Source organism: Lachnoclostridium sp. An196, from assembly GCF_002160135.1.
In the GTDB taxonomy this organism is placed as follows: domain Bacteria; phylum Bacillota; class Clostridia; order Lachnospirales; family Lachnospiraceae; genus Hominiventricola; species Hominiventricola avistercoris.
The window spans coordinates 368,960-393,767 of record NZ_NFJZ01000002.1; the positions used below are offsets into that span (position 1 = coordinate 368,960).

General features: G+C 52.1%; 20 protein-coding genes and 1 pseudogene. 18 read left to right on the plus strand and 3 right to left on the minus strand.

All coding sequences use genetic code 11. The features are described from left to right. The first annotated feature begins 184 nt into the window (after nt 1-184). From B5F29_RS04215 to B5F29_RS04270, 10 genes and pseudogenes are all read left to right on the plus strand, one after another. Complete coding sequence (locus B5F29_RS04215) at nt 185-655, plus strand: hypothetical protein (protein WP_162608361.1); 471 nt, start codon at nt 185-187, stop codon at nt 653-655. 512 nt (nt 656-1,167) lie between these two features. Continuing rightward, nucleotides 1,168-1,833, plus strand: coding sequence for a hypothetical protein (locus B5F29_RS04230; RefSeq protein WP_087153417.1), 666 nt, complete (start codon nt 1,168-1,170; stop codon nt 1,831-1,833). Between the two features lie 62 nt (nt 1,834-1,895). After that, nucleotides 1,896-2,342 carry a zeta toxin family protein gene (locus B5F29_RS04235; protein ID WP_242955575.1) on the plus strand — a complete coding sequence of 149 codons (447 nt, stop codon included), beginning with the start codon at nt 1,896-1,898 and terminating at the stop codon, nt 2,340-2,342. Next, nucleotides 2,335-2,526, plus strand: a complete 192-nt coding sequence (locus B5F29_RS04240) for a hypothetical protein (protein WP_206414167.1) — start codon at nt 2,335-2,337, stop codon at nt 2,524-2,526. The genes B5F29_RS04235 and B5F29_RS04240 overlap by 8 nt, the downstream gene beginning before the upstream one ends. Before the next feature lie 32 nt (nt 2,527-2,558). Next, a pseudogene (locus tag B5F29_RS04245) lies at nt 2,559-2,795 on the plus strand (hypothetical protein); the annotation flags it as partial. A 70-nt stretch (nt 2,796-2,865) separates the two neighbouring features. Continuing rightward, nucleotides 2,866-3,111 carry a hypothetical protein gene (locus tag B5F29_RS04250; protein ID WP_087153419.1) on the plus strand — a complete coding sequence of 82 codons (246 nt, stop codon included), beginning with the start codon at nt 2,866-2,868 and terminating at the stop codon, nt 3,109-3,111. 69 nt (nt 3,112-3,180) lie between these two features. After that, the gene (locus B5F29_RS04255) at nt 3,181-3,942 is read left to right on the plus strand and encodes an alpha/beta fold hydrolase (RefSeq protein WP_087153420.1); all 762 of its coding nucleotides are present in this window, start codon (nt 3,181-3,183) and stop codon (nt 3,940-3,942) included. 21 nt (nt 3,943-3,963) lie between these two features. Then, on the plus strand, nt 3,964-4,356 hold the full coding sequence (locus tag B5F29_RS04260) for a DUF6483 family protein (protein ID WP_087153421.1): 393 nt from the start codon (nt 3,964-3,966) through the stop codon (nt 4,354-4,356). 190 nt (nt 4,357-4,546) lie between these two features. Further along, a complete protein-coding gene (locus B5F29_RS04265) occupies nt 4,547-4,975 on the plus strand; it encodes a MarR family winged helix-turn-helix transcriptional regulator (RefSeq protein ID WP_087153422.1) in 429 nt (142 codons plus the stop codon). Nucleotides 4,976-5,002: 27 nt separating this feature from the next. Beyond that, a complete protein-coding gene (locus B5F29_RS04270) occupies nt 5,003-9,385 on the plus strand; it encodes an acyl-CoA dehydratase activase (RefSeq protein WP_206414169.1) in 4,383 nt (1,460 codons plus the stop codon). On the opposite strand, the gene B5F29_RS04275 is transcribed toward B5F29_RS04270, so the two are convergent. Beyond that, nucleotides 9,348-10,007: a YoaK family protein gene (locus B5F29_RS04275; protein WP_087153423.1), complete on the minus strand. Its 660-nt coding sequence runs from the start codon at nt 10,005-10,007 to the stop codon at nt 9,348-9,350. The genes B5F29_RS04270 and B5F29_RS04275 overlap by 38 nt on opposite strands. Beyond that, on the minus strand, nt 10,004-10,738 hold the full coding sequence (gene treR, locus B5F29_RS04280; RefSeq protein WP_087153424.1) for a trehalose operon repressor: 735 nt from the start codon (nt 10,736-10,738) through the stop codon (nt 10,004-10,006). The genes B5F29_RS04275 and treR overlap by 4 nt, the downstream gene beginning before the upstream one ends. 252 nt (nt 10,739-10,990) lie before the next feature. Here treR and treP point away from each other — a divergent pair, with 252 nt between their 5' ends. Both treP and treC read left to right on the plus strand, forming a co-directional pair. Further along, a complete protein-coding gene (gene treP, locus B5F29_RS04285; protein ID WP_087153425.1) occupies nt 10,991-12,955 on the plus strand; it encodes a PTS system trehalose-specific EIIBC component in 1,965 nt (654 codons plus the stop codon). An 18-nt stretch (nt 12,956-12,973) separates the two neighbouring features. Further along, a complete protein-coding gene (gene treC, locus B5F29_RS04290; RefSeq protein WP_087153426.1) occupies nt 12,974-14,623 on the plus strand; it encodes an alpha,alpha-phosphotrehalase in 1,650 nt (549 codons plus the stop codon). Between the two features lie 74 nt (nt 14,624-14,697). Here the strand turns inward: treC and B5F29_RS04295 are convergent, their stop codons facing one another. Continuing rightward, nucleotides 14,698-16,809, minus strand: coding sequence for a glutamine synthetase III family protein (locus B5F29_RS04295; protein ID WP_087153427.1), 2,112 nt, complete (start codon nt 16,807-16,809; stop codon nt 14,698-14,700). Nucleotides 16,810-17,049: 240 nt separating this feature from the next. On the opposite strand from B5F29_RS04295, the gene B5F29_RS04300 reads away from it, so the two are divergent. The 6 genes from B5F29_RS04300 to hydF are packed head-to-tail and all read left to right on the plus strand — an operon-like array spanning nt 17,050 to nt 24,795. Continuing rightward, a complete protein-coding gene (locus B5F29_RS04300) occupies nt 17,050-17,529 on the plus strand; it encodes a complex I 24 kDa subunit family protein (RefSeq protein ID WP_087153428.1) in 480 nt (159 codons plus the stop codon). Further along, the gene (locus B5F29_RS04305) at nt 17,526-19,397 is read left to right on the plus strand and encodes an NADH-ubiquinone oxidoreductase-F iron-sulfur binding region domain-containing protein (protein ID WP_087153429.1); all 1,872 of its coding nucleotides are present in this window, start codon (nt 17,526-17,528) and stop codon (nt 19,395-19,397) included. Before B5F29_RS04300 ends, B5F29_RS04305 begins: the two co-directional genes overlap by 4 nt. 13 nt (nt 19,398-19,410) lie before the next feature. Further along, a complete protein-coding gene (locus B5F29_RS04310; protein WP_087153430.1) occupies nt 19,411-21,102 on the plus strand; it encodes a [FeFe] hydrogenase, group A in 1,692 nt (563 codons plus the stop codon). Nucleotides 21,103-21,119: 17 nt separating this feature from the next. Then, entirely contained in the window at nt 21,120-22,172 is a 1,053-nt protein-coding gene (gene hydE / locus B5F29_RS04315) for a [FeFe] hydrogenase H-cluster radical SAM maturase HydE (RefSeq protein WP_087153485.1), read from the plus strand. After that, nucleotides 22,165-23,583: a [FeFe] hydrogenase H-cluster radical SAM maturase HydG gene (hydG, locus tag B5F29_RS04320; protein ID WP_087153431.1), complete on the plus strand. Its 1,419-nt coding sequence runs from the start codon at nt 22,165-22,167 to the stop codon at nt 23,581-23,583. The genes hydE and hydG overlap by 8 nt, the downstream gene beginning before the upstream one ends. Before the next feature lie 12 nt (nt 23,584-23,595). Then, the gene (hydF, locus tag B5F29_RS04325; protein ID WP_087153432.1) at nt 23,596-24,795 is read left to right on the plus strand and encodes a [FeFe] hydrogenase H-cluster maturation GTPase HydF; all 1,200 of its coding nucleotides are present in this window, start codon (nt 23,596-23,598) and stop codon (nt 24,793-24,795) included. Nucleotides 24,796-24,808: the final 13 nt, after the last annotated feature.

Consider the following 24,808-nt stretch of genomic DNA (forward strand, 5'->3'; position numbering starts at 1 on the left):
AGGCGCGAATGAAGGCTTTCCGGTCCTGTTTGCCTTGGATGAAGTGTTCGGAGAGATGACTGACAGAATGTATATGAGGGAAAGCGGTCTGTGACGGGCAGGAAGAAAATCTGACTGCCGTCTGCTGCCATATCCGCAGGAAAGGGCCGGAACACAGCATCATCAATACCGGAAAAGAAGATCTGTGTTTGTTAACGATAGTTGTGGAGAGATAAGATTTATGAAGCAGTTTTTCGTTCAGATGATAGATAATTCCATGTCGTCACAATGGTGGAAAGAGATAATTGAACATTTTGTGAAAGCTGGCGACACATTTGAAATCCGCTGTTGGCGGGAAGAAGCTGCCGAGATTGGGGAAGCCTCTTTATATGGAACTGTCGTTGCTGATGGATATGAAGTGTCTGTCAAAGGTTCCGTGACAGAAGAACTACTTGGGAAATTATTGGCAGAAGCTCCCGCGGATAAGAGTATATATAATAAGATGACAAAGTATTTTACAATTCATGTAAGAAATGATCTATGTGATATCTGGAGCGAACATTATGGCACGGAGATGGTCATAGATATCATATCAGATGCAGATATAGAGTTTTTTGAACAGGTAATGGGACAATATCCCGGAAGTTTCAGCATCGGGGAGAGCAAGAATGGATAGGAATTTTTTCTTAACGACAAACCAGATAGGTTTTTCCAAGCGGCGGAAAGGAGATATTCAATTAGCAGAGCTATTATGGGACGATCCTGACGTTGCAAGAATAATGAATTTGCTTTGACAATTTACTTTGTTTTTACATTATTGAGATTGCAGGATTCCCTCAGCAATATATAATAAATTTATTAAAGCTGACAGGGAGGTATTATGCGCTATTTATTGATATTTTTCTTGATTTCAATTATCGTCTCATTGATTATTTCATTGCTCCTGGAAAAATTACTGGAGAATGGGGAAAAAATAGACGAGGGCTTTGCCTTTTGTTTTTGGAATCTAAGTAATAGAAGAAAATTTATCAGAACTTTCTGGCTGCTGCCGCTTTTAGCAGTAGTGATATGTTATCTCCACATTACATACAAATCATATTTACTTACATGTATTGTCGGGGTGATATTAAGTGCCATATTTATTCTTCAAGCTGTTTATTATTATAGAAAATGGAAAATGGAGAAAAAATGAATAATGCCCTGATCAATGCAAAACTAAAGGCCTTATATGACGAGTATACGCCGGCTTTCCTTTCCGCATGGTCTGATGCGTTTGAGGAGGCGGCCCCTTGCAGGATGAATGAGTTCGGCATTATTGATATTCGCTGTTATGATCCAGAGAATGGAGTTTTATTTATAGGCCGTGAGACAAACGGGTGGGACGATAAAGATTATGCGGATGGCTGCCTGTTCCGTGAATGGCTGTGTGATATTTCCCGGAATGGCATTCAAGGACGGGGACATATTTCAAAACATCCGAATATGTGGTACAACATCGGCCGTTGGGCACTTCTTCTGCAGAACCCTGAAGTGCCCATAGATTCTCTTGCGTATCTGAAAGAAAAAGCCGTCGATGCGCTGGGCACGATTGCCTTTACAAATATAAATAAGGTGAGAGGCAAAAATAAGATCGGCAAAGAATATTATAAGCTGGCAAATACCGACATTGCAAAAAAGCTCATACAAAAAGAAGTTGATATTTTGAAACCAAAGACAGTAGTTGCCTGCGGTACCTGGTGGCCGGCGGCTTCGCTTCTCTCAGACTGTAATTGCAGAATGATCCGCATGAACCATCCCGGAGCAAGAAAAAGTTCCAGAGCTATGCTGCAAGAATTAAAGGCGCAGTTGGGATAAGCGGATTATTCTCATTTATTGGGGAGTTGAGCAGAGCGACAAATCGGAATTAGGAGCAAATGATGATTATTTTAATAACAGGTGCGTCACACACAGGTAAAACTGTGCTTGCTCAAAAACTACTTGAAAAGTACAAATATCCTTATTTATCGATAGACCATTTGAAAATGGGTTTAATTCGCAGCGGTTATACCAAACTCACACCCGAAGATGACGACAAACTCACGGAGTATCTATGGCCTATTGTTCGCGAAATAATTAAAACCGCCATAGAAAATAGGCAAAACCTTATTATTGAAGGGTGTTATATCCCTTTTGATTGGGCAAATGATTTTGCAAAAGAATATCTTGATAACATCAGATATTTTTGCCTTATAATGAGCAAAAATTATATTAAAAATCATTTCGACAGTATTAAGAAGTATGCAAGTGCCATAGAAAATCGCTTAGACGATAAATGGTGTACTATGGAAATTCAGAGCGTGCTGTGCAATTTCACAAATGGGTAAATCAAATTGCGAAAGAATATGGAATGGACGTATGAAGGCCTGTCGTGGTGTTGGCGCATCTCTTTCTAAAGAAAAACTAAAAGAATGGGAATCTGAACACCTAAAAATGCTTTCCGAAATAGCGCCGGAAGAATTTGATATAAAGCATTATGCAGCACTCGTTGAACTGCAGGCTTGGAAGTAAGTAGATTATTATTTGGAGGTGTGCAGAGATTGTTTGAAGGATTTGATTTTGCGAATTTTTGGGAAGACAGTGCATATGCGCTGAAAGAATATGTCAGTGAAGCGCCTTCCGATGAACTGATAGCCAGCGTTGAGCAGGAACTAGGCTACAAGTTGCCGTGCGGCCCACAAGGGGAACCTAAAGTAGTGCATATCGATCAAGAACGGGATTACGAAATCACTCCTTTAGCAGATAGTTTTGAGAACTTTATTCGTGGCCTTGTAAACGAATATGATTTTGAGTTAGAAGATTAGCGATTTCTCATTACCAGACACGATAAACTCAGGAGGAAACTCGGAAATGAAAAAGATACAATTAAAACATGTACGCATTGTAGGCGGTATTTCCCCCATACTGGGCATTTTTCTTATTTTACTGGGCTGCTGGCTGAAGATTGTTTGGTTGATTTACGTTGCAATTTTTGTGATGCTCGCGGCGATTATTTTTCTGGCCGTTTTTAACCGCTGTCCACACTGCGGACGATTTTTAGGTCATGCCGGCGGAGCTGCATTCTGTCCTCATTGTGGGGACAAGCTGGATGAGTAGACTATGGAAGAAGCAGATATGTGATCTGCTTTATTTGATGAAAGAGATATAAAAAGCGGGGGAGGAATAATGGCATTTTTTCAATATGAGGGGAAATCTGTATTTTATACAGAATATGGAAGTGGAGAGACACTGATTTTTTTGCATGGCAACACGGCATCTTCTAAGATGTTTGAACTGCTTATGCCGTTATATGTGGAAAATTTCAGATGCGTTCTGATTGATTTCCTGGGAAACGGAAAATCTGAAAGAGTGGAAAGTTTTTTGCCGGACATGTGGTACGATGAGGCATTGCAGACGATTGCGCTTGCGGAGCATTTACAGTGCGGGAAAGTCAGCCTTTGCGGAACCAGCGGAGGCGCATGGGCGGCTGTCAATGCCGCGCTGGAGCGTCCGGATCTTTTCCGCACGGTGACGGCAGACAGTTTTGACGGGCGGACGCTCAATGATCATTTTGCCGGAAACTTGCTGACTGAAAGAGAGATGGCGAAGGCTGATCCTCAGGCGAGGCAGTTCTATGAATGGTGTCAGGGGGCGGACTGGGAAAAGATAGTAGATCTTGATACCAAGGCGCTGATGCGGTGTGCGGAAGAAAGGCGGCCGTTGTTTCATAGACCTCTGGAGAGCCTGAAAGTTCCGGTTTTATTTATGGGCAGCAAGGAAGACCAGATGTGCCGGAGTAATATGGAAGAAGAATACAGAGAAATGGCAGCGCTGATTGAGAATGCACAGGTACATATCTTTCCAAACGGAGGACATCCTGCGATCGCTTCCAATGCGGAAGAGGCGGCACGGCTCATAAAAGATTTTGTTTATATGCATGTTAAATAAAATATATAGAAGGTGGAAACCATGGGACTTGTTGACGAAAAAGATTATATTATGCGGTTAATTAAAGAAATGGTAAGGGTGCTGTTTTCTTTGCTGTTCGGGAAAGAGTATGTTTCGGTTGAGCCGGAAAAAGAGAACAAGTATGAGGTGTCGGGAAAACCATTGGGAAACTTTTTAGACATGATTGATGCGGGACAGATTAATGAAGCGGAAAATATGCTTCTGGAGAATATTGATTACACAGATAAGGAAGATGTGATGGCGGCAGCTCTTTTTTACCAGTATTTAGGGGAGAAAGACGATAAGTTTCTGGAGGATAACTGCTATTCTATGGAAGAAGTGATTTTCGGATTCCGGCAATTATTTGAAAATTCCGGATACGGAGATCTGCTTTATTTGATGAAAGAGATATAGGTAATTAGTTTAGATATATAACAACCCTGGCTGTGATACCTGTCACAGCCTTTTCCTTGCCCATTTTCATTCTCACAGGACGATGACAAGGAAATAAGAAAACTTTGGAGAAAACTTTGATTGATAGCAAGGTATTGATTTGAACGTCAAAACATGTTATACTCCTACTTACGTTCAAGGAGGTACGGACATGGCAGAATGTGAGATGTATGGAGTATTTATCAAGCAGATTCACGATGAACTGGAAAAACAGATTAACAATCAGCTCAGGTCGGAGGATCTGACTATGGCCCAGGTGGGAACGCTGGTGATACTGAACCGCACGTCGGAAAGCCGGATGCCTCTGAAGGAACTGGAGAGAAAGCTTCACGTGGCGCAGTCCACGGCGCTGGGCATTGTATCGCGTCTGGAGAGAAAGGGCCTGGTGGAGTGTTTTGGAGATCCGGCGGACCGCCGGGTCAAGATGGTGCAGATTACCGACAATGGCATACATTGCTGCCATATGGCGGTGAGGCATGTGAAGATGGCGGAGGAGCATCTTCTCGCCGGACTGGCCGATGAGGAGCGTGCCGTCTTTTATACCCTGCTTTTAAAACTCTGTAAATCATTTGACAGATGAATACAGCAAGATACGGAGGATAAAGTTTTGGAAAGAGAGAGACTTCAGATTGGGATTGACATCGGTTCAACCACGACGAAAATCGTGGCCGTGAATCAGGACACAGATGAGATTACATATTCCGATTACCGGAGACACAGCGCGCAGCAGGTGCAGAGCGTGATCGACTGCCTGAAACGCCTGAAAGAGCGTTTCCCGGCGGCGGAACTCCGCATGGCGCTGACCGGTTCCGGAGCGAAGAAGCTGGCGGACCGGCTGGGCCTGTCTTATGTGCAGGAAGTGGTCGCCAATTCGATTGCGATCCGGAAACTGTACAAGGAGGTGCGCACGGCCATCGAGCTGGGCGGCCAGGACGCCAAGGTACTGTTTTTCCGTAAGGATGACAAGACCGGCAGGCTGGATGTGGCGGACATGAGAATGAACGGAAGCTGTGCAGGAGGTACGGGCGCTTTTCTGGACGAGGTGGCGGCGATCCTGCGGATTCCGGTAGAACAGCTGAACCATACGGCGGAGCAGGGAGAATCGGTATATGATATCTCCGGACGCTGCGGCGTATATGCCAAGACGGATATTCAGCCGCTGCTGAACCAGGGAGTGTCCAAGGCGAACCTGGCGCTGTCTTCTTTCCATGCGGTCGCGAAGCAGACCATAGGCGGTCTGGCCCAGGGCCTGGATATCAAAGGCCCGGTGCTTTTCGAGGGCGGTCCTATGACCTTCAATCCGCAGTTGATCCGGGTGTTTTCCGAGCGTCTGGAGCTTCCGGATGAAGAAGTGCTGGTGCCGGAGCATCCGGAGATCATGGTAGCTTACGGGGCGGCTCTGTCCCTGCAGGAACTTTTTGCGGAAAGATCTGCGGAAGCGGATGTGGATGCTCTTTTGGCCAGTCTGGAAGAGATCCGTGAGAAAAGCCACGCGCCGACCGCGGGCAGGACGGCGGTCTTTTTTGAAAATGAGGAAGAAAAAAAGGAATTCATGCGCCGCCATGCTATTCCGAAAGATACCTGGCATCCGCAGCCGGGGCAGAAAGTACGGGCTTATCTGGGTATTGACTCCGGAAGTACCACGACGAAATTTGTCCTGATGGATGAAGAGGAGAATATCCTGGATTCTTTCTATGCTTCCAACGCGGGAGAACCGCTCGAGGTGGCGAGAAAAGCGCTGTTGGCCATGAGAGACCGCTGGAAAAAAGCCGGGGCGGAGCTTACTATCCTGGCGGCAGGTACGACCGGATACGGGGAACTGTTGTTTGAAAAAGCATTTTCTGCGGAATATCATGTGGTGGAAACCGTGGCGCACGCAAGGGCGTCTGCGAAATATGTGCCGGACGCCACTTTCCTTCTGGATATCGGCGGGCAGGATATGAAGGCGATCTGGCTGGACAGGGGCGTGATCACCAATATTGTGGTTAATGAGGCCTGCTCTTCCGGCTGCGGTTCTTTCCTGGAGAATTTTGCGGCGTCTCTGCATATTCCGGTGGAAGTGATCGCCCAGACCGCATTTTCTGCGGAGAGTCCGGCGGCGTTGGGGAGCCGGTGTACGGTATTTATGAACAGCAGCATCGTCACGGCACAGAGGAGCGGAAGGCAGCCGGAGGATATCATGGCAGGCCTGTGCCGGTCTATTATCGAGAACGTGTTTACCAAGGTAATCCGTGTGTCGAACCTGGATTCTCTGGGAGAGCGGATCGTGGTACAGGGAGGAACTTTCCGCAATGACGCGGTGCTTCGGGCGCTGGAGCAGTACCTGGGGAAAAATGTGACGAGAGCGCCTTATCCGGGCATGATGGGCGCCATCGGAGCGGCCATTCTGACAAAGGAGAACCGGGAGCGACAGATCGCCCAGGGACAGGAGCCGGTCAGCACTTTTATCGGCCTGGACGCCATGGAAGATTTTACTTATTCCAGGGCGGAAGAATCCACTTGCCCGTTCTGCGGCAACCATTGTAAACGTACGGTACTGCGCTTTTCCAATGGAAAGGCTTGGGTGACCAACAACCGCTGCGAGCGCGGCGAGGTACTGGGAGATCCGAAGGACGCGTCTGTGATGGCGCAGGTAAAGGAGCGCCAGAAAGAGAGAGAAAAGACGGCCAATCTGTTCAGGTTGAGGGAAAAGCTTTTATTCCAGGAATATCCCGTGGAAAATGCGGCGCCCGACAGAGGAGTGAAGATCGGAATTCCCCGCGTGCTGTCGTTCTGGGATACGGCGCCGTTCTGGACAACATTTCTGCGCAGCCTGGGCTTCCAGGTGCAGCTGTCTTCGCCAAGCACGAGGGCGATCTACGAGAGCGGACTGTCGGCGGTTACCTCCGATACGGTATGTTTCCCGGCCAAGCTGGTGCACGGACATCTGAGAAATCTGGCGAAGAAGGGCGTGGACCGGATCTTTATGCCGTCGATTACCACGGTGCCGTCGGAGAATACGGTGGATACCAGCCAGTCCATGTGTGCGGTGGTAAAAGGATATCCATTTGTGATCCGCAACTCGGACAATCCGGAAGAACGCTGGAATATCCCGTTCGACACGCCGCTGTTCCACTGGTATACGGCGAAAGACCGGGAAAAACAGATGACGGAATACATGGAGCAGACTTTCCGGATCCCGGCGGACGAGACGCGCAGAGCGCTCGAGGAGGGCGACCGGGCCATGCGTTCGTTCCATGAGCAGCTGAAACAGGCCGGGAAAGAGGTCATGGACCGGGTGAAAGCGGAGGGATCTTTTGCGGTGGTATTGGCTTCCCGCCCATATCAGAACGACGCCCTGGTCAACCACGATCTTCCCGAAATGTTTGTTTCTCAGGGAATCCCGGTGGTGACAGTGGATTCTCTTCCGGATTTGGAAGACGTAGACCTGAGCAAAAGCACCGTGGAAATCGTGAACAACTTCCATGCCCGGATGCTGGCGGGAGCGATCTATGCCGCTGGCCATAAAGAGCTGGAATATGTGCAGATCGTCAGTTTTGGATGCGGACATGACGCTTATCTGTCTGACGAGATCATCCGCCTGATGAAAGAAATCTCAGGGAAGACGCCTTTGGTTCTGAAACTGGACGAGAGCGACATCCAGGGACCTCTCCGGATCCGGGTGCGTTCTTTCCTGGAGACTCTTTCTCTGCGGAGAAATTCAGAGGAAAAGATGGAACTCCGGGCGCTGCCGGAACCGTATCCGGTGAAATTCACGGCCAAAGACCGCAGACAGCGTGTGGTGCTGATCCCCAACACTTCTCATGCGTTCAGCCGTATTATGGCCGCTGCTTTTGCCGGGCAGGGGCTCAGGACGGAATCGCTGGAACTGGGACGTGAGGAGGCAATCCGCTATGGCAAACAGTATGTACACAACGACATCTGCTTCCCGGCCCAGATGGTGATCGGAGAAGCACTGTCGGCGCTGAAGAGCGGGAAGTATGATCTGGACCATGTGGCGATCGGCATGGGCAAATATATGGGAGACTGCCGCCTGACTCATTACAGCCGTCTGCTGCGCAAGGCGCTGGACGACGCGGGATTTTCCCGTGTGTCGATCCTGACTAACGATGACCAGGATCCCCATGACATCCATCCGGGCTTCAAAATGAATCTGATCACATCTGTCCGGATCGCTTTTGCCCTTCCGATGATCGACGCATTGGAAGCGCTGCTGCGGAAGATCCGGCCGTACGAACTGCAGCCGGGAGCTGCGGATGAAGCGTTTGAAAAGGGTATGGACGCGCTGGTGGAAGGACTGGAATCCGGGGGCGTCTCCGGAGCGAAGAAAGGCTTCCGGAAAGCCATTGAACTGATGAAAGAAGTGAAGTATGACAGAAGCCAGGAACGGCCGAGGGTACTGATTGTCGGGGAATATCTGCTGAATTTCCATCCGGGCGCCAACCATGACATCGAGAATTATCTGGAACGGAATGGCTTTGAGATCATCGAAGCGCATATGACGGACGTGATCCGGAAGACGTATTTTACCAAAGACACGCAGATCCGCGAATACCGTCTGAACGCGCCGATTCTGCAGAAGGGATGGTACCGGATCGCGGACGAGGTATTCGAGGCGGCGCATGATGCCACTGATAAAATCGCGTCAGCGCATCCGCTTTATACGCCGCCCTGCCGGCTTCCGGAACTCGTAAAGGCCAGCGACTCTATCATCCAGCATACTTTTGATACCGGGGAAGGAGTCCTGATCCCGGCGGAGATCATTCACTACGCGGAACAGGGATGCCGGGCGTTTGTGATCCTGCAGCCTTTCGGATGCCTGCCGAACCATATTGTGGGGAGAGGTATCGCCAAGAAATTAAAGGCAATGTATCCGGATGCGCAGATCCTGCCTCTGGACTACGATCCGGACGTAAGTTTCGCCAATATCGAGAACCGGCTGCAGATGTTGATTATGAATGTGAAGAACCTGAATCCCGAAGCGTCATGATAAAACCGACGGCAAGGGGCAGCAGGCACGCATAGATGCTTTTGATGCCCCAGAGTTTCATACAGAACCAGCAGTAGACAACGCCTGCGTGAAAACACAGCAGCGTGCCGCCATAGAACAGGAACCGCGCCAGATGCTTTTCTTCCCGGCTGTAGAGATATTCCGTCAGCCCGGCAAAACACTGGCGCAGGTTGTTTGTGGAGAAAATAGTGGCGCTGTTGTACCCGGCTGCCTGAGTATAGGACAGCCATTGTACCGCCGTGGCGAAGAACATGGGGTAAAGCGCCAGTACGGGATTCACGTCGCCGGGAATCTGCGCCAGCAGCAGGCATGCCGCGAAGTCGATCAGGACAGACAGGTAACGAAGATCTGTCCTTTTCAGATATTTGGGCATCAGGGTAGCGAAGACGATCCCGGCAATATAACAGAACGTGGCTCCCAGCCGGATCAGAAAATCCGGAAAGGAGGCGCCAAGTCCGTCTATGGTCAAAAAAATAAGATTGGATGTTTCGGAGGAACCGAAGGTGTCGCTGCGCGTCATCAGGGCATAAACCCCGAAAAAGCCGCCCACTACAGCCATGGCGTGGTGGGCGGCAGTCTGTGTCATATCTTTGGTATTCATGAAGATTTTCTCCTTACTGCGTTATCCTGGAAACGAAAGTAATCGGGACGGTGGCGGGACTGGGTGTATTCAAACATGACCCCGTCACTGTTGTAAGTCTGGCTGGTGATAACCGCCAGGCAGTTGTAGTCGTCCACATTCAGTTCCAGATATTTTTCGTCGATCTGGGTGATCTTCTCCACCGTAACGGTTCTTTTGCTGTTGACGATCGTCATATGCAGCGTATTTTCCAGATAATTGTAGATGGAGCCTTCCGCGATCTCCCGGGTCAGGCCGGGAACGGTGCTTTTCAGAAAATAATTGTGATTGATGATCAGCGGCTTCTGGTCCAGGTAATGGAGCCTCTGCACATAGTAGAGTTCTGCGCCTTCCGGGAAACCGGTACGTGACGCGATTTTCCGGTCAGCCGTCAGTTCCATGAACTGCAGCACCCGGGTGCTGCCGCTGCGGCGGTTGCGCAGAGAGGACTCCCGGAAAGACTCGATGTTTCCCAGGGTGTAAGAAGCCTGTTCTACCGCCTGATAGATGTTGCGGACTCCTTTGCCGGGGAGCGTCTGTATATAACCGTCGGCTACCAGATTGGACAGGGCGCGGCGGACTGTGTTTCTGGAGCAGTCGTAGGTCTGGATCAGCTGATGCTCAGAAGGGAGTAACTCCTGATAAGGGTATTCGCCCTCTTCGATTTTTTCTTTTATATCTTTGTAGATAGATTCGTATTTACTTCTGGGCATATGCCGTGTTACTCCTTCCATGCTGTCTGTTTATGTTCCAGGATCCGGTCCGGGCACCGGATCCTTTCATTTTTTGGATCAATTCTGTCGGATCCTGGTACCATATTATAGACTATTATGGAGAAAGTCAAGAAAAAATACAAACTTGTTTAAACAAGTTAAAAAACAAAGAAAAGTATTGACTTGTTTAAACAAGTGTGCTATATTCAACTTGTTCAAACAAGTTTGACTCAAAACAGTAGGAGGGGAATCATGGCAAAGTATACAGAGGAAGTGAAAGAGCTTCTGGAACTGATCGGGGGCAAGGAAAACATTTCCGCAGTGTCCCATTGCATGACGAGGATGCGATTTGTCCTTGCAGATGAAAAGAAGGCAAAAACGAAAGAAATCGAAAAAATCAAATGTGTAAAGGGCACATTTACCCAGGCCGGGCAGTACCAGGTTATCATCGGCAACGATGTTTCCACATTTTATAATGAATTTACAGCTTATGCGGGCGTGGAAGGCGTGAGTAAAGAGGCTGCGAAGCAGGCGGCCAAAGGAAATCAGAACTGGGCACAGAAAGCCATGAGCAATCTGGGCGAGATCTTCGCTCCCATTATCCCGGCTTTGATCTGCGGCGGTCTGATTCTGGGCTTCCGGAATGTGATTGACAGCATCGCTTTTTTTGAGAACGGAACAAAGACGCTGGTGGATATTTCCCAATTCTGGGCGGGGATCGACAGCTTCCTCTGGCTGATCGGCGAGGCGATCTTCCATCTGCTGCCGGTAGGCATCGTGTGGTCGATTACAAAGAAGATGGGAACGACGCAGATCCTGGGTATCATCCTTGGACTGACGCTGGTATCATCCCAGCTGCTGAACGGTTTTTCTGTGGCGTCTACCCCGGCTTCGGAGATCCCGGTATGGGATTTCGGGTTTGCCAAAGTGCAGATGATCGGTTACCAGGGACAGGTGATCGCGGCCATGATGGCGGGATTTGTCCTGGTTTATCTGGAAAAATTTTTCCGAAAGATCTGCCCGGCGGTGGTGAGCATGATCGTCGTGCCGTTCTGCTCCCTGGTTCCGGCAGTATTTATCGCTCATATGGTAGTAGGTCCCATCGGCTGGACGATTGGCAACGCCATCGCGTCTGTAGTCTATGCCGGACTGACCTCTAATATCCGTTATGTGTTCGCGGCGGTCTTCGGCCTGGTCTATGCGCCGATCGTTATGACCGGTCTCCACCATATGACCAACGCGATTGACACACAGCTTGTAACCCAGACAGGCGGAACGATCCTGTGGCCCATGATCGCGCTGAGCAACATCGCCCAGGGTTCCAGTGTGCTTGCCATGAGCATGCTTCAGAAAAAGAATGAAAGAGCGCAGCAGGTGAACGTACCGGCATGTATCTCCTGCTACTTAGGGGTCACCGAACCGGCTCTGTTCGGTGTCAACCTGAAATATGTATTCCCGCTGGTCTGCGGTATGATCGGTTCTGCGGCAGCTGCAGTGATCTCTGTAGGATTTGGCGTGGAAGCCACCAGCATCGGCGTGGGCGGCCTGCCCGGCATCCTTTCCATCAAACCGCAGTTCTACCTGTATTTCCTGATGGCCATGGCGGCGGCGATCGTGATTCCTTTTGTCCTGACCCTGATCGTCGGCAGGAAGAGACTGTCCGGAGAAGAACTGTACGGCGAGGAAGAGGAAGCCAGGATGGAAGAGCAGGCGGAAGAAAAGGCGCGTGAAGAAGCCGGTGAAGAAGCAGAGGTTTCAGAAGTAAAGGAACTGAAGGCAGGGCTGACCGGAAAAGTGATTCCGCTGGACGAAGTGCCGGATGATGTATTCTCCCAGCACATCATGGGGGACGGAGTGGCTATCGAGCCGGAAAACGACACGGTTGTGGCTCCGGCAGACGCGAAGGTGGGCGTAGTGATGGAAGACAGCCGCCATGCCTGCGGGCTGATCTTCCCCAACGGAGCAGAGCTGCTGATCCATGTGGGCGTAGATACAGTGGATATGAACGGCGACGGTTTTGAACTTTTCGTAAAAGAAGGAGACCAGGTACGTGCCGGACAGCCGCTGATCCGCTTTGATAAAGACAAGATCCGCGCGGCGGGCCATCCGACTGTGACCATGTTCATCATCACCGAGCAGGGAAATGCCGGAAATATAGAGTATCTGACCGGCATGGACGCGGTGGCAGGAGAGACGGCGGTTATTCGTTTTGAATAGTGAAAGGAGAAAGACAGCATGGATTTTAAGAAGAGCGCAGTATACCAGATTTACCCGAAATCTTTCTGTGACAGCAATGGAGACGGACTCGGGGATTTAAAGGGAGTAACCGGAAAACTGGATTATTTAAAAGAACTGGGTGTAGATTACATCTGGATGACGCCGTTCTTCGTGTCTCCCCAGAACGATAACGGCTACGATGTGGAAGACTATTACAACATTGATCCAAGATACGGAACGATGGAAGACTTTGAAGAACTGTCCAGAGAAGCGGCGAAGCGAGGTATCCGCCTCATGCTCGATATGGTCTTTAATCATACTTCAGACCGTCATGAGTGGTTTCAGAAAGCGCTGTCCGGGGATCCGAAATATAAGAATTTCTATATTTTCAAAAAGGGCAAAGATAACGGCGAGCCTCCCACCAACTGGGAGAGCAAGTTCGGCGGGAACGCCTGGAAATATGTAGAAAAATTTGACGAATATTATCTGCATTTATTTGATGTTTCTCAGCCGGATCTGAACTGGGACAATCCGGAAGTGCGTCAGGAGCTTCAGAAAGTAATCCGTTTCTGGATGGGAAAAGGCGTGAAAGGATTCCGTTTCGATGTGGTAAACCTGATCAGCAAGGACAGGTACGAGGACGATTATGAAGGAGACGGACGCCGGTTCTACACAGACGGCCCCAGGATCCATGAATACCTTCAGGAACTGAATGCGGCCACGTTCGGCACGGATGCGGAAATCATTACGGTGGGCGAGATGTCCAGCACTTCCATGGAGAATTGCTACCGGTACGCGTCGGAGGACGGCAGGGAACTGTCCATGGTGTTTAGCTTCCATCATCTGAAGGTGGATTTTGTGGGAAATGAAAAATGGGTGATCGTGCCTTATGATTTCCAGAAACTGAAACACATCCTGTTCGACTGGCAGACCCATATGGCAGAACATCACGCATGGAACGCAGTATTCTGGTGCAATCATGATCAGCCGAGAGTAGTGTCCCGCTTTGGCGACGAGGGCAGATACTGGAAAGAATCCGCGAAAATGCTGGGAACGGTGATCCACTGTCTGAGAGGCACGCCGTATATCTATCAGGGAGAGGAACTGGGCATGACCAACGCGCATTTCGACCAGATCTCCCAGTACAAGGATGTGGAGAGCCTGAACCATTTCCGGATCCTTCAGGAAAAAGGGCTGCCGGAATCCGCGGTATATGAGATCCTGAAGATTCATTCCAGGGACAACAGCCGGACCCCCATGCAGTGGGACGGCGGCAAATATGCCGGATTTTCAGACGCGGAGCCGTGGATCAGCGTAAATCCTAACCATGTACGGATCAACGCGGAGTCTGAGATGCAGGATGACGATTCGATCTTTCGCTATTATCAGAAGCTGATCCGGCTGCGCAAAGATTACGATGTGGTGGCATATGGAGATCTGGAGCCCCTGGATGAAAAACATCCGTCCGTCATGGCTTACCGCAGGACATGGAAAGATCAGGAGCTGCTGGTGATCAGCAATTTCTACGGCAAAGAAGTGATCTGGGACGCAGGACGCGGGCTGAACGGTTACACACGGCTGCTTGGAAACTATGAAGATTCCCGTTTGAATGGCACGAAGGCAGAGCTTCGGCCTTATGAGACGGTTGTGCTCTACAGACAGTCATAGCCGCCAACAATTCAATAAATTAAAAAAATGCCGCTGAATCATTTGTTGACGATGATTCAGCGGCGCTTTCTGTCTTATACTTCAAACATCAGATCGCCATAGGACGGCATCGGCCATGCCTCTTTGTCTACCAGCATTTCCATCTTGTCCACCGGACGGCGAAGAGCTTCCATGGCAGGAAGCACGTAGTCATGATAGAAGTGGGCCCGTTTTTCATTGCTTTCAATAGTCCCCGCTTCCGCCGTGACCTCGCGCAGAATTTTGACGGCGCCGTTGGCCTCGTTCAGCAGAGAAGAGATGCCGCTCAGAAGCTCTGTCTGAACGGAAGCGTCCGCTCCGATGGCGCGCAGCGATTCGATAATCTGCGACAGGGTGCCTGTGTATTTGATCACGGCGGGCAGGATCTGTTTGACCGCCATATCGATCATGGTCAGCGCTTCGATGTTAAGCGCTTTGTTGTATGTTTCATATTTAATCTCGGCGCGGGAGAAAAGCTCCGATTCGCTGAAGACGCCGAACCGCTCGAACATACGGATGGATTTTTCCGTTACCAGGGCGGGGATCGCGTCCACCATGGATTTCAGGTTCGGAAGTCCGCGCCGTTCCGCCTCCTGTACCCATTCTTCGGAATAACCGTTGCCGCCGAAAATGATCTTGCGGTGCTCCGAGATATACTGCAGCATCAGATCCTGCAGGGCCGTGTCGAAATCGTCCGCTTTTTCAAGCACGTCGCAGGCGTCTGCAAACGCCTCTGCCACGATGGTATTGATAACGACGGTGGAAGGCGCGATGGAATCCCGGGAGCCTACCATACGGAATTCAAATTTATTGTTGGTAAAAGCGAACGGCGAAGTCCGGTTGCGGTCGGTGGCATCTTTGGTCAGATCGGGAAGCGTTTTGACTCCGGTGTGCAGTTTCCCGCCCTTCAGGCTGTGGGTGGCGTTTCCGGTGCTCATGAGCTGGTCCAGGATCTCGTCCAGCTGTTCGCCCAGGAATACGGAGACGATGGCCGGAGGCGCCTCGTGCGCGCCCAGACGGTGGTCGTTGCCCACGTTTGCCGCAGATTCCCGCAGCAGATCCGCGTGCGTGTCAACCGCTTTCAGGATGCAGGCGAGGATCAGCAGGAACTGTTTATTTTCATGAGGGCGTTTGCCCGGATCCAGCAGGTTGATGCCGTCGTCGGTGGTCAGGGACCAGTTGTTGTGCTTGCCGGATCCATTAACGCCGGCGAAGGGTTTTTCATGGAGCAGACAGACCAGTCCCTGCTGCGCGGCTACTCTTTTCAGCGTCTGCATCATGATCTGGTTATGGTCGGTGGCCACATTGGCCTCCGCGTAGATGGGGGCCAGTTCATGTTGGGCGGGAGCCACTTCGTTGTGCTGGGTTTTGGCGGGAACTCCCATTTTCCAGAGTTCTTCGTTGACCTGCTTCATATAAGCCGCGATCCTCTGGCGGATGGTTCCGAAGTAATGGTCGTCCAGCTCCTGCCCCTTGGGCGGCATGGCGCCGAACAGGGTACGCCCGGTATAGATCAGATCTTTGCGTTCCAGATATTTTTCACGGTCGATCAGGAAGTACTCCTGTTCCGCCCCGATGGACGGCGTCACCTTCCTGGATGTGGTGTTGCCGAACAGGCGGATCAGACGGAGTGTCTGTTCCTGGACCGCTTCCATGGAACGCAGAAGGGGCGTCTTCTGATCCAGAGCCTCTCCGGTGAAGGAACAGAATGCCGTAGGGATACACAGGATGGGACCTGCGGCGTCTTCCCGGATGAATACCGGAGAAGTGCAGTCCCAGGTGGTATAGCCTCTGGCTTCAAAAGTGGTCCGAAGGCCGCCCGACGGGAAAGAAGACGCGTCCGGTTCTCCTTTGATCAGATCCTTTCCGGAGAATTCCTCCAGGACGGAGCCGTCTGCCCGGGGAGGAGTGATAAACGAATCATGTTTTTCGGCGGTGAAACCGGTCAGCGGCTGAAACCAGTGGGTATAATGGGTGGCGCCTTTTTCGATGGCCCATTTCCGTATGGCGGAAGCTACGATGTCTGCCACAGCGGGATCCAGTTCCTTGCGGCCGTCGATGGTCTTCCGGAGCTCGTGATAAATACTCTTGGGAAGATACTGGCGCATGGCTTTGTCGTTGAATACATTGGTTCCAAAAATATCCATGATGGTATGATTGTTTTCCATAGATCGATAATTCTTCCTTTCCTGACATTGACTTTACCATTAAAGATACATGATCCTTCCCAAAAGTACAATAGTTATTCCTGTGTCCCGGATAAGTTTTTGTTCGGGATTCTGCATACAGAAAAATGTTGAGATAAAAACACAAATAAGTTATAATAATTGTGACATTTGCCTAAAAGAATATGGAGAGGGCGCACGGAAAAATGAAAAATACTGCAAAAAACATAAGGAGGTAGCAAGATGTTAAGTCAATCTTACTATGACAAGGCAGATGAGATCATCGAACTCTACGGGAGGAAACCCAGTTCCCTGATCCCGATTATGCAGGATATACAGGGGGAATACCGCTATCTGCCCAGAGAACTGCTGACCTATGTGGCGAAAGAGATCGGGGTGAAGGAGGCGAAAGCGTACAGCGTCGCGACATTTTATGAAAATTTCTCTTTTGAGGCAAAGGGAAAATATATTATCAAGGTCTGCGATGGGACAGCCTGTCATGTGCGAAAATCTGTACCGATTCTGGAAGCGCTGCAGAAAGAGCTGGGCCTGAGCAAGAAAAAACACACCACGGACGATATGATGTTCACCGTGGAAACGGTTTCCTGTCTCGGGGCCTGCGGACTGGCGCCGACAATGACGGTAAACGATGAGGTGCATCCGAATATGACGCCGGAGAAGGCGCTGGCCCTGCTGGAGAAGCTGAGAGGAGGAACGGCATGAAAATTGAAAACAGAGAAGCATTAACCAATGTCTGTCAGAAGACGCAGGAAGAGATCGCCTCTTATACCTGCCGCGTCCTTGTCTGCGCAGGTACCGGATGCGTGGCCTCCGGATCCCAGAAGATTTATGACCGGATGAAAGAACTCTGCGAAAACGTGGAAGGCGTGTCTGTGGAATTTCAGAAAGAAGTGCCTCACCTGGGAACAGTGAAAACAGGATGTCAGGGGATCTGCGAACTGGGACCGCTGGTGAGGATCGAACCGGCGCATTATCAGTATGTAAAAGTACAGCCGGAAGACTGCGGAGAAATCTTTGAAAGAACGGTTCTGCACGGGGAGCCTGTGGAGCGTCTGTTCTACCATCGGAATGAAAAGATCTATGAAAAACCGGAAGAGATTCCCTTTATCGCCGGACAGACCAGGATAGTCCTGGAAAACTGCGGAAAGATCGATGCGGAATCCCTGGAAGAATACATAGCGGCAGGAGGTTTTTCGGCGCTGACGAAGGCGTTCTTCGACATGACGCCGGAGCAGGTGGTCGAGGAAGTGGACCGCTCCGGACTGCGGGGACGCGGCGGCGGAGGATTTCCGGCAGGACGCAAGTGGAAGCAGGTGGCGCGGCAGCCGGAGAAGGTACGGTACGTGGTCTGCAACGGAGACGAGGGCGATCCGGGAGCGTTCATGGACGGAAGCGTGATGGAAGGCGATCCGTATAAACTCCTGGAAGGCATGGTGATCGCCGCTTATGCGGTGCAATCCCATGAAGGATACATCTATGTGCGCGCGGAGTACCCGCTGTCTGTGGCGCGCCTGAAACATGCCATCGGAGAGATGGAGAAAGCGGGGCTGCTGGGAGACAATATCCTTGGCAGCGGCTTCAGCTTCCATATGCATATCAACCGGGGAGCCGGAGCGTTCGTATGCGGCGAAGGAAGCGCGCTGACGGCATCCATCGAAGGAAACCGGGGCATGCCGCGTGTGAAGCCGCCAAGGACCGTGGAAAAGGGACTCTGGGAGAAGCCGACGGTGCTGAACAACGTGGAGACGTTCGCCAACGTGCCGGGCATTATCCTGAAGGGGGCCGACTGGTTCCGCACGATCGGTACGGAAGGCAGTCCGGGTACCAAGACGTTTTCCATCACGGGAGTGATCCAGAATACGGGGCTGATCGAGGTGCCCATGGGAACGACGCTCCGGGAGATTATCTACGACATCGGCGGCGGCATCAAAGGCGGCGGAAATTTCAAAGCAGTACAGATCGGCGGCCCGTCCGGCGGATGCCTTACCTCCGAACAGCTGGATGTGGGACTGGATTTTGACTCCGTGAAAAAATTCGGCGCGATCGTGGGCTCCGGCGGTCTGGTGGTCATGGACGAAAACACCTGTATGGTGGAAGTGGCCCGTTTCTTTATGAGTTTTACCCAGAGAGAATCCTGCGGTAAATGTGTGCCCTGCCGGGAAGGGACCAAACGGATGCTGGAGATTCTGGAACGGATCGTGGCGGGAGAAGGAGAGCTTTCCGACCTGGATGAACTGCAGGAGATCGCGGAGATGGTCAAGAACATGGCTCTCTGCGGACTGGGCAAAAGCGCCCCGCTGCCGGTCCTGAGCACGCTGAAGACATTCCGCGATGAATATGTGGAGCATATTGTAGATAAGAGGTGCCGGTCCAAGACCTGCCAGGCGCTGCGGAAATATGTGATCAATCCGGAACTCTGCATAGGCTGCCACAAGTGTTCGAAGAACTGTCCGGTGGGCGCTATCAGCGGAAAAGTAAAAGAGCCCCACGAGATTGATACGAAGATCTGCATCAAGTGCGGAGCCTGCAAGGACAACTGCGCGTTCGGCGCAATATATGTAGACGCATAGGAGGGATGCTTGTATGGGTACTATGACGATAGATGGAAGAAAAATAGAATTTACCGATGAAAAGAACGTGCTCTCCGTGATCCGGAAGGCAGGGATCAATCTGCCTACCCTGTGCTATCATTCGGAGGTGTCCACCTTTGGCGCCTGTCGTCTCTGCACGGTGGAGGACGACCGGGGCAGGACGTTTGCCTCCTGCTCGGAAGAACCCAGGGACGGAATGGTCATCTACACCAACAGCGGCCGGATTAAAAAGTACCGGAAACTGATCGTGGAGCTTTTGCTGGCGGCACACTGCAGAGACTGTACGACCTGTGTGAAAAACGGGGAATGCGTGCTGCAGCAGCTGGCCATCCGCATGAATATTACGTCGGTGCGTTTTGAAAACACGAGGACGATCCAGCCTCTGGATACCAGTTCGCCGTCTCTGGTAAGGGATCCCAACAAGTGTATCCTCTGCGGAGACTGCGTGCGGGCATGTGAAGAGATCCAGGGGATCGGGGCGCTGGGCTTTGCGTTCCGTGGTACGGACGCCATGGTCATGCCGGCGTTCAATAAACCCATCGCAGAGACCGAGTGCGTGAACTGCGGTCAGTGCCGGGTATACTGTCCCACAGGAGCCATATCGATCAAAATGAACCTGGACGAAGTCTGGGGAGCGTTGGCGGATCCGAATACCCGTGTGATCGCCCAGGTGGCGCCCGCAGTCCGCGTGGCTGTAGGAGACGCATTCGGGCTTCCCAACGGGAGGAGCGTCATGGGAAAAATCGTAGCCGCGCTGCACCGGATGGGATTTGACGAAGTGTACGATACCACGTTCAGCGCAGACCTGACGGTTATGGAAGAAAGCAAGGAATTCCTGGAGAGACTCGGCCAGGGGCAGAATCTGCCGCTTCTTACTTCCTGCTGTCCGGCGTGGGTAAAATTTGTACATGATCAGTATCCGGAATTTATTCCGAATATTTCCACCTGCCGTTCGCCGCAGGAGATGTTCTCGGCGGTGATCAAAGAGCATTACAAAGGGTATGAGAAGAACCAGGGCAAGAAAACCGTCGTTGTGTCGATCATGCCGTGTACGGCCAAAAAGATGGAGATCCTGCGGCCTGACAGCGTAAACAACGGGGAACGCAACACCGACTGGGTGATCACGACTACGGAACTGATTCGTATGATCCGCAGCGCCGGCATCGAGTTTGCCGACCTGAATCCGCAGTCCTGCGACATGCCGTTCGGACTCGGATCGGGCGGCGGCGTGATCTTCGGAGTCACCGGCGGCGTGACCGAGGCGGTACTGAGACGCCTGGTGGATAAACATGACAAAGAGTCTCTGGATGCCATTGCAGAATGCGGAGTCCGGGGCGAAGAGGGCATCAAGGAATTTACCGTGGATTACAAAGGGATTCCCATCAACGTCTGCGTGGTCAGCGGCCTGGCGAACGCAAGAACCGTTATGGACCGGGTGAAAAACGGAGAGGCCAATTACCAGATCATCGAAGTGATGGCGTGCCGGAGAGGCTGCATCATGGGAGGCGGACAGCCTGTGAAGCCGGGAGACCGGACCAAGGCGGCCAGGGCAAAAGGCCTGTACAATGCGGACAGCGTCATGATCATTAAGAAAGCGGATGAGAACCCGACGGTAGAGGCGCTGTATGACGGTCTGCTCAAAGGAAAAGAGCACGAACTGCTGCACAATACGATTCCGTGGTAAATATTTTTAACAGAAACATGAGAGAATGGATCGAACAGCCGGCGGCGGGAGACCTGCCGCCGGAAAAAGAACTGATAAATCTGCTTCTGACAGAAGATGAGGAACTCCTGTCCTGCCTGTATGCCCGCGCCCGCCGGATGCGGGAGGAGCATTACGGGAGAAAAGTCTATATCCGGGGACTGATCGAGTTCACAAATTTCTGCAGAAATAACTGTTATTACTGCGGGATCAGAAGAGATAACAAACAGACAGAACGTTACCGTCTCAGTGAACAGCAAATCATGGAATGCGCCCAGGAAGGATATTTCCTGGGCTTTCGCACATTTGTACTGCAGGGTGGAGAAGACCCCTGGTACAATACGGAACGGGTGGAACGGCTGGTCCGGATGCTGAAAGAACATTTTCCGGACTGTGCGGTCACGCTGTCGGTGGGAGAGTGTTCCAGAGAGACGTACAGAAGATGGAGAGAGGCCGGGGCGGACCGCTACCTGCTCCGGCATGAAACCGCAGATCCCGGGCATTATGGAATGCTGCATCCGCCGGAGCTTTCCTGGGAGAACCGGATGCGGTGCCTGAACGATTTAAAGGAACTGGGATACCAGGTGGGCTGCGGATTTATGGTGGGCTCGCCCGGACAGACGGCGGCGCACCTGGCCAGAGAACTGCGGTTTCTGAAAGAATTTCGTCCGCATATGGTGGGGCTGGGACCGTTTATCCCGCAGAAGGACACGAAGTTTGCGCAGGAAACGGCCGGGACGCTGTCCATGACTTTAAAATGTCTGGCGCTGGTGCGCCTGATCCTGCCGGACGTACTGCTGCCCGCCACCACAGCCCTGGGGACCATCGCCGGAAACGGGACGGAGCTGGGGATCCTGGCGGGGGCCAATGTGGTCATGCCCAACCTGACTCCGGCGGAAGAACGGCGGAAATATACGCTTTATGACCATAAAGCATGTACCGGAAGCGAGGCGGCCGAGGGACTTGCAGAGCTGAAAGGACGTATGGAAAAGATCGGTTATTATGTGTCGGCCGAGCGAGGCGACTGGAAAGGGGAAAAGAACGATGTATGATGTAAAATCGATGAAAGCGGAGGAATTCATCTCGGATGAAGAGATCCGGGAGACGCTTGCCTATGCAGACGAGAACTGCGAAAACCTGGAACTGGTGGACGCTCTTTTGAAAAAAGCGGAAGCCCGCAAAGGACTGAACCACAGGGAGGCGTCGGTGCTTCTGGCCTGTCAGGACCCGGAGCGGATCCAGAGGATGTACCGTCTGGCGGAGCAGATCAAGAAAGATTTTTACGGAAACCGGATCGTGATGTTCGCGCCGCTCTATCTTTCGGATTACTGCGTGAACGGATGCGTATACTGCCCGTATCATGCGGGCAACCGGCTGATCGCCCGCAAAAAGCTCAGCCAGGAAGAGATCCGCAGAGAGGTTATCGCGCTGCAGGATATGGGACATAAGCGCCTGGCCATCGAAGCGGGGGAAGACCCGGTCAACAACCCCATCGAATATATCCTGGAGAGTATAAAGACGATCTATTCGATCCAGCATAAAAACGGCGCGATCCGCCGGGTGAACGTGAATATCGCCGCGACTACAGTGGAGGATTACCGGAAGCTGAAGGAGGCGGGGATCGGCACGTATATCCTGTTCCAGGAGACTTATCATAAAGAAAGTTATGAAAAGCTGCATCCGACCGGACCGAAGCACAACTATGCATGGCACACCGAGGCGATGGACCGCGCCATGGAGGGCGGTATCGACGATGTGGGCCTGGGCGTCCTGTTCGGCCTGGAGATGTACCGTTATGAATTCGCCGGCCTCCTGATGCATGCAGAGCATCTGGAAGCGGTGCACGGCGTCGGACCTCATACGATCAGCGTACCGCGTGTGAAGAGAGCGGAAGGCATCGATCCGTCCGCATTCGACAACGGCATCAGCGACGACATTTTCGCGAAGATCTGCGCGCTGATCCGCATCTGCGTGCCGTATACCGGCATGATTATTTCCACCAGAGAATCCCAGGCAGTACGCGAAAAGGTGATCCGGCTGGGCGTGTCCCAGATCAGCGGCGCTTCCAGGACCAGCGTGGGCGGATATGCGGAGGAAGAGCCGGAAGACGAATGCTCCGAGCAGTTTGACGTCAGCGACAAGCGGACGCTGGACGAGGTGGTGCGCTGGCTGATGGACCTGGGGTACATTCCTTCCTTCTGTACGGCATGCTACCGGGAAGGAAGGACCGGGGACCGTTTTATGAGCCTCTGCAAGAGCGGGCAGATCCAGAACTGCTGCCATCCCAACGCGCTGATGACCCTGAAGGAATATCTGATGGATTATGCGTCGGCGGAAACGAGGGAGGTCGGCGAAAAGCTGATCCAGGCGGAACTGGCCAATATCCCGAGGGAACGCACGCGGGAGATCTGTGCGGAGCATCTGAAACAGATCGAAGAAGGGCAAAGAGATTTTCGTTTTTAAGGAGGAGAAAGGATGGGGCTGAACGACACTCCCATGGCGTACCGGGTCCATATCGGATTTTTCGGGAGGCGGAACGCGGGAAAATCCAGCGTAGTAAATGCGGTGACGGGACAGCAGATGTCCGTGGTGTCGGATGTGAAAGGAACGACCACGGATCCTGTCTATAAATCCATGGAACTGCTGCCGCTGGGGCCGGTGGTCATCATCGACACGCCGGGATTCGACGACGAAGGCAGCCTGGGGGAGCTGCGGATACAGAAGACCAGGGAAGTCCTGCAGAGGACGGATGTGGCCGTGCTGGTGGCGGATGCCCGGGCGGGACTCGGCGCGTGCGAGAAGGAACTGGTGGAGATGTTTCGGGAGAGCGGGATTCCGTATCTGCTGGTGTGGAACAAAAGCGACCTGCTGGAGGAAACGCCGGAGGACGGGGAGAACTGCATCAGCGTCAGCGCCCTGTACCATACGAAGATCCATGAGCTGAAAGAGAAGATCGGTTCTCTGGCGCCGCAGAAAGAAGAGCGGATGCGCCTGGCGGCGGATCTGGTCCGGCCCGGGGATACGGCCGTGCTGGTGACGCCCATCGATTCGGCGGCGCCGAAAGGCAGGCTGATTCTTCCCCAGCAGCTTGTCATCCGGGATCTGATCGACGCGGACGTATGTACGGTGGTGGTGAAGGAGAATATGCTGGCGGAGGCATTGCAGAAACTGAAGGAACCGCCGGCGCTGGTCGTTACCGACAGCCAGGTGTTCGGGCTGGTGGCAAAGGAAGTTCCGCAGGAGGTGCCGCTGACTTCGTTCTCCATCCTGATGGCGCGTTATAAAGGGCTGCTGGCGGATGCCGTCCGGGGAGCCGCCGCCATGAAAGCGCTCCAGGACGGGGACCGGGTCCTGATCGCGGAAGGATGCACGCACCACCGGCAGTGCGGCGATATCGGCACGGTGAAGCTGCCTGCCTGGCTGAAAGAATATACGGGGAAAGAACTTCGGTATGAGTTCTGCTCCGGCATGGAGTTTCCGCAGGATCTGGGGAAATTCCGCTTGATCCTGCACTGCGGAGGATGTATGCTGAATGAAAGAGAGATGCGGTCCCGGCAGCGCCGGGCTGCAGAACAGGGGATCCCCATGACCAATTACGGGGTGGCGATCGCATGCATGAAAGGAATTTTGAAACGGAGTATTTCCATGTTCCCGCATCTGGCGGAGAAATTATAGCGAGGAAGAGTCT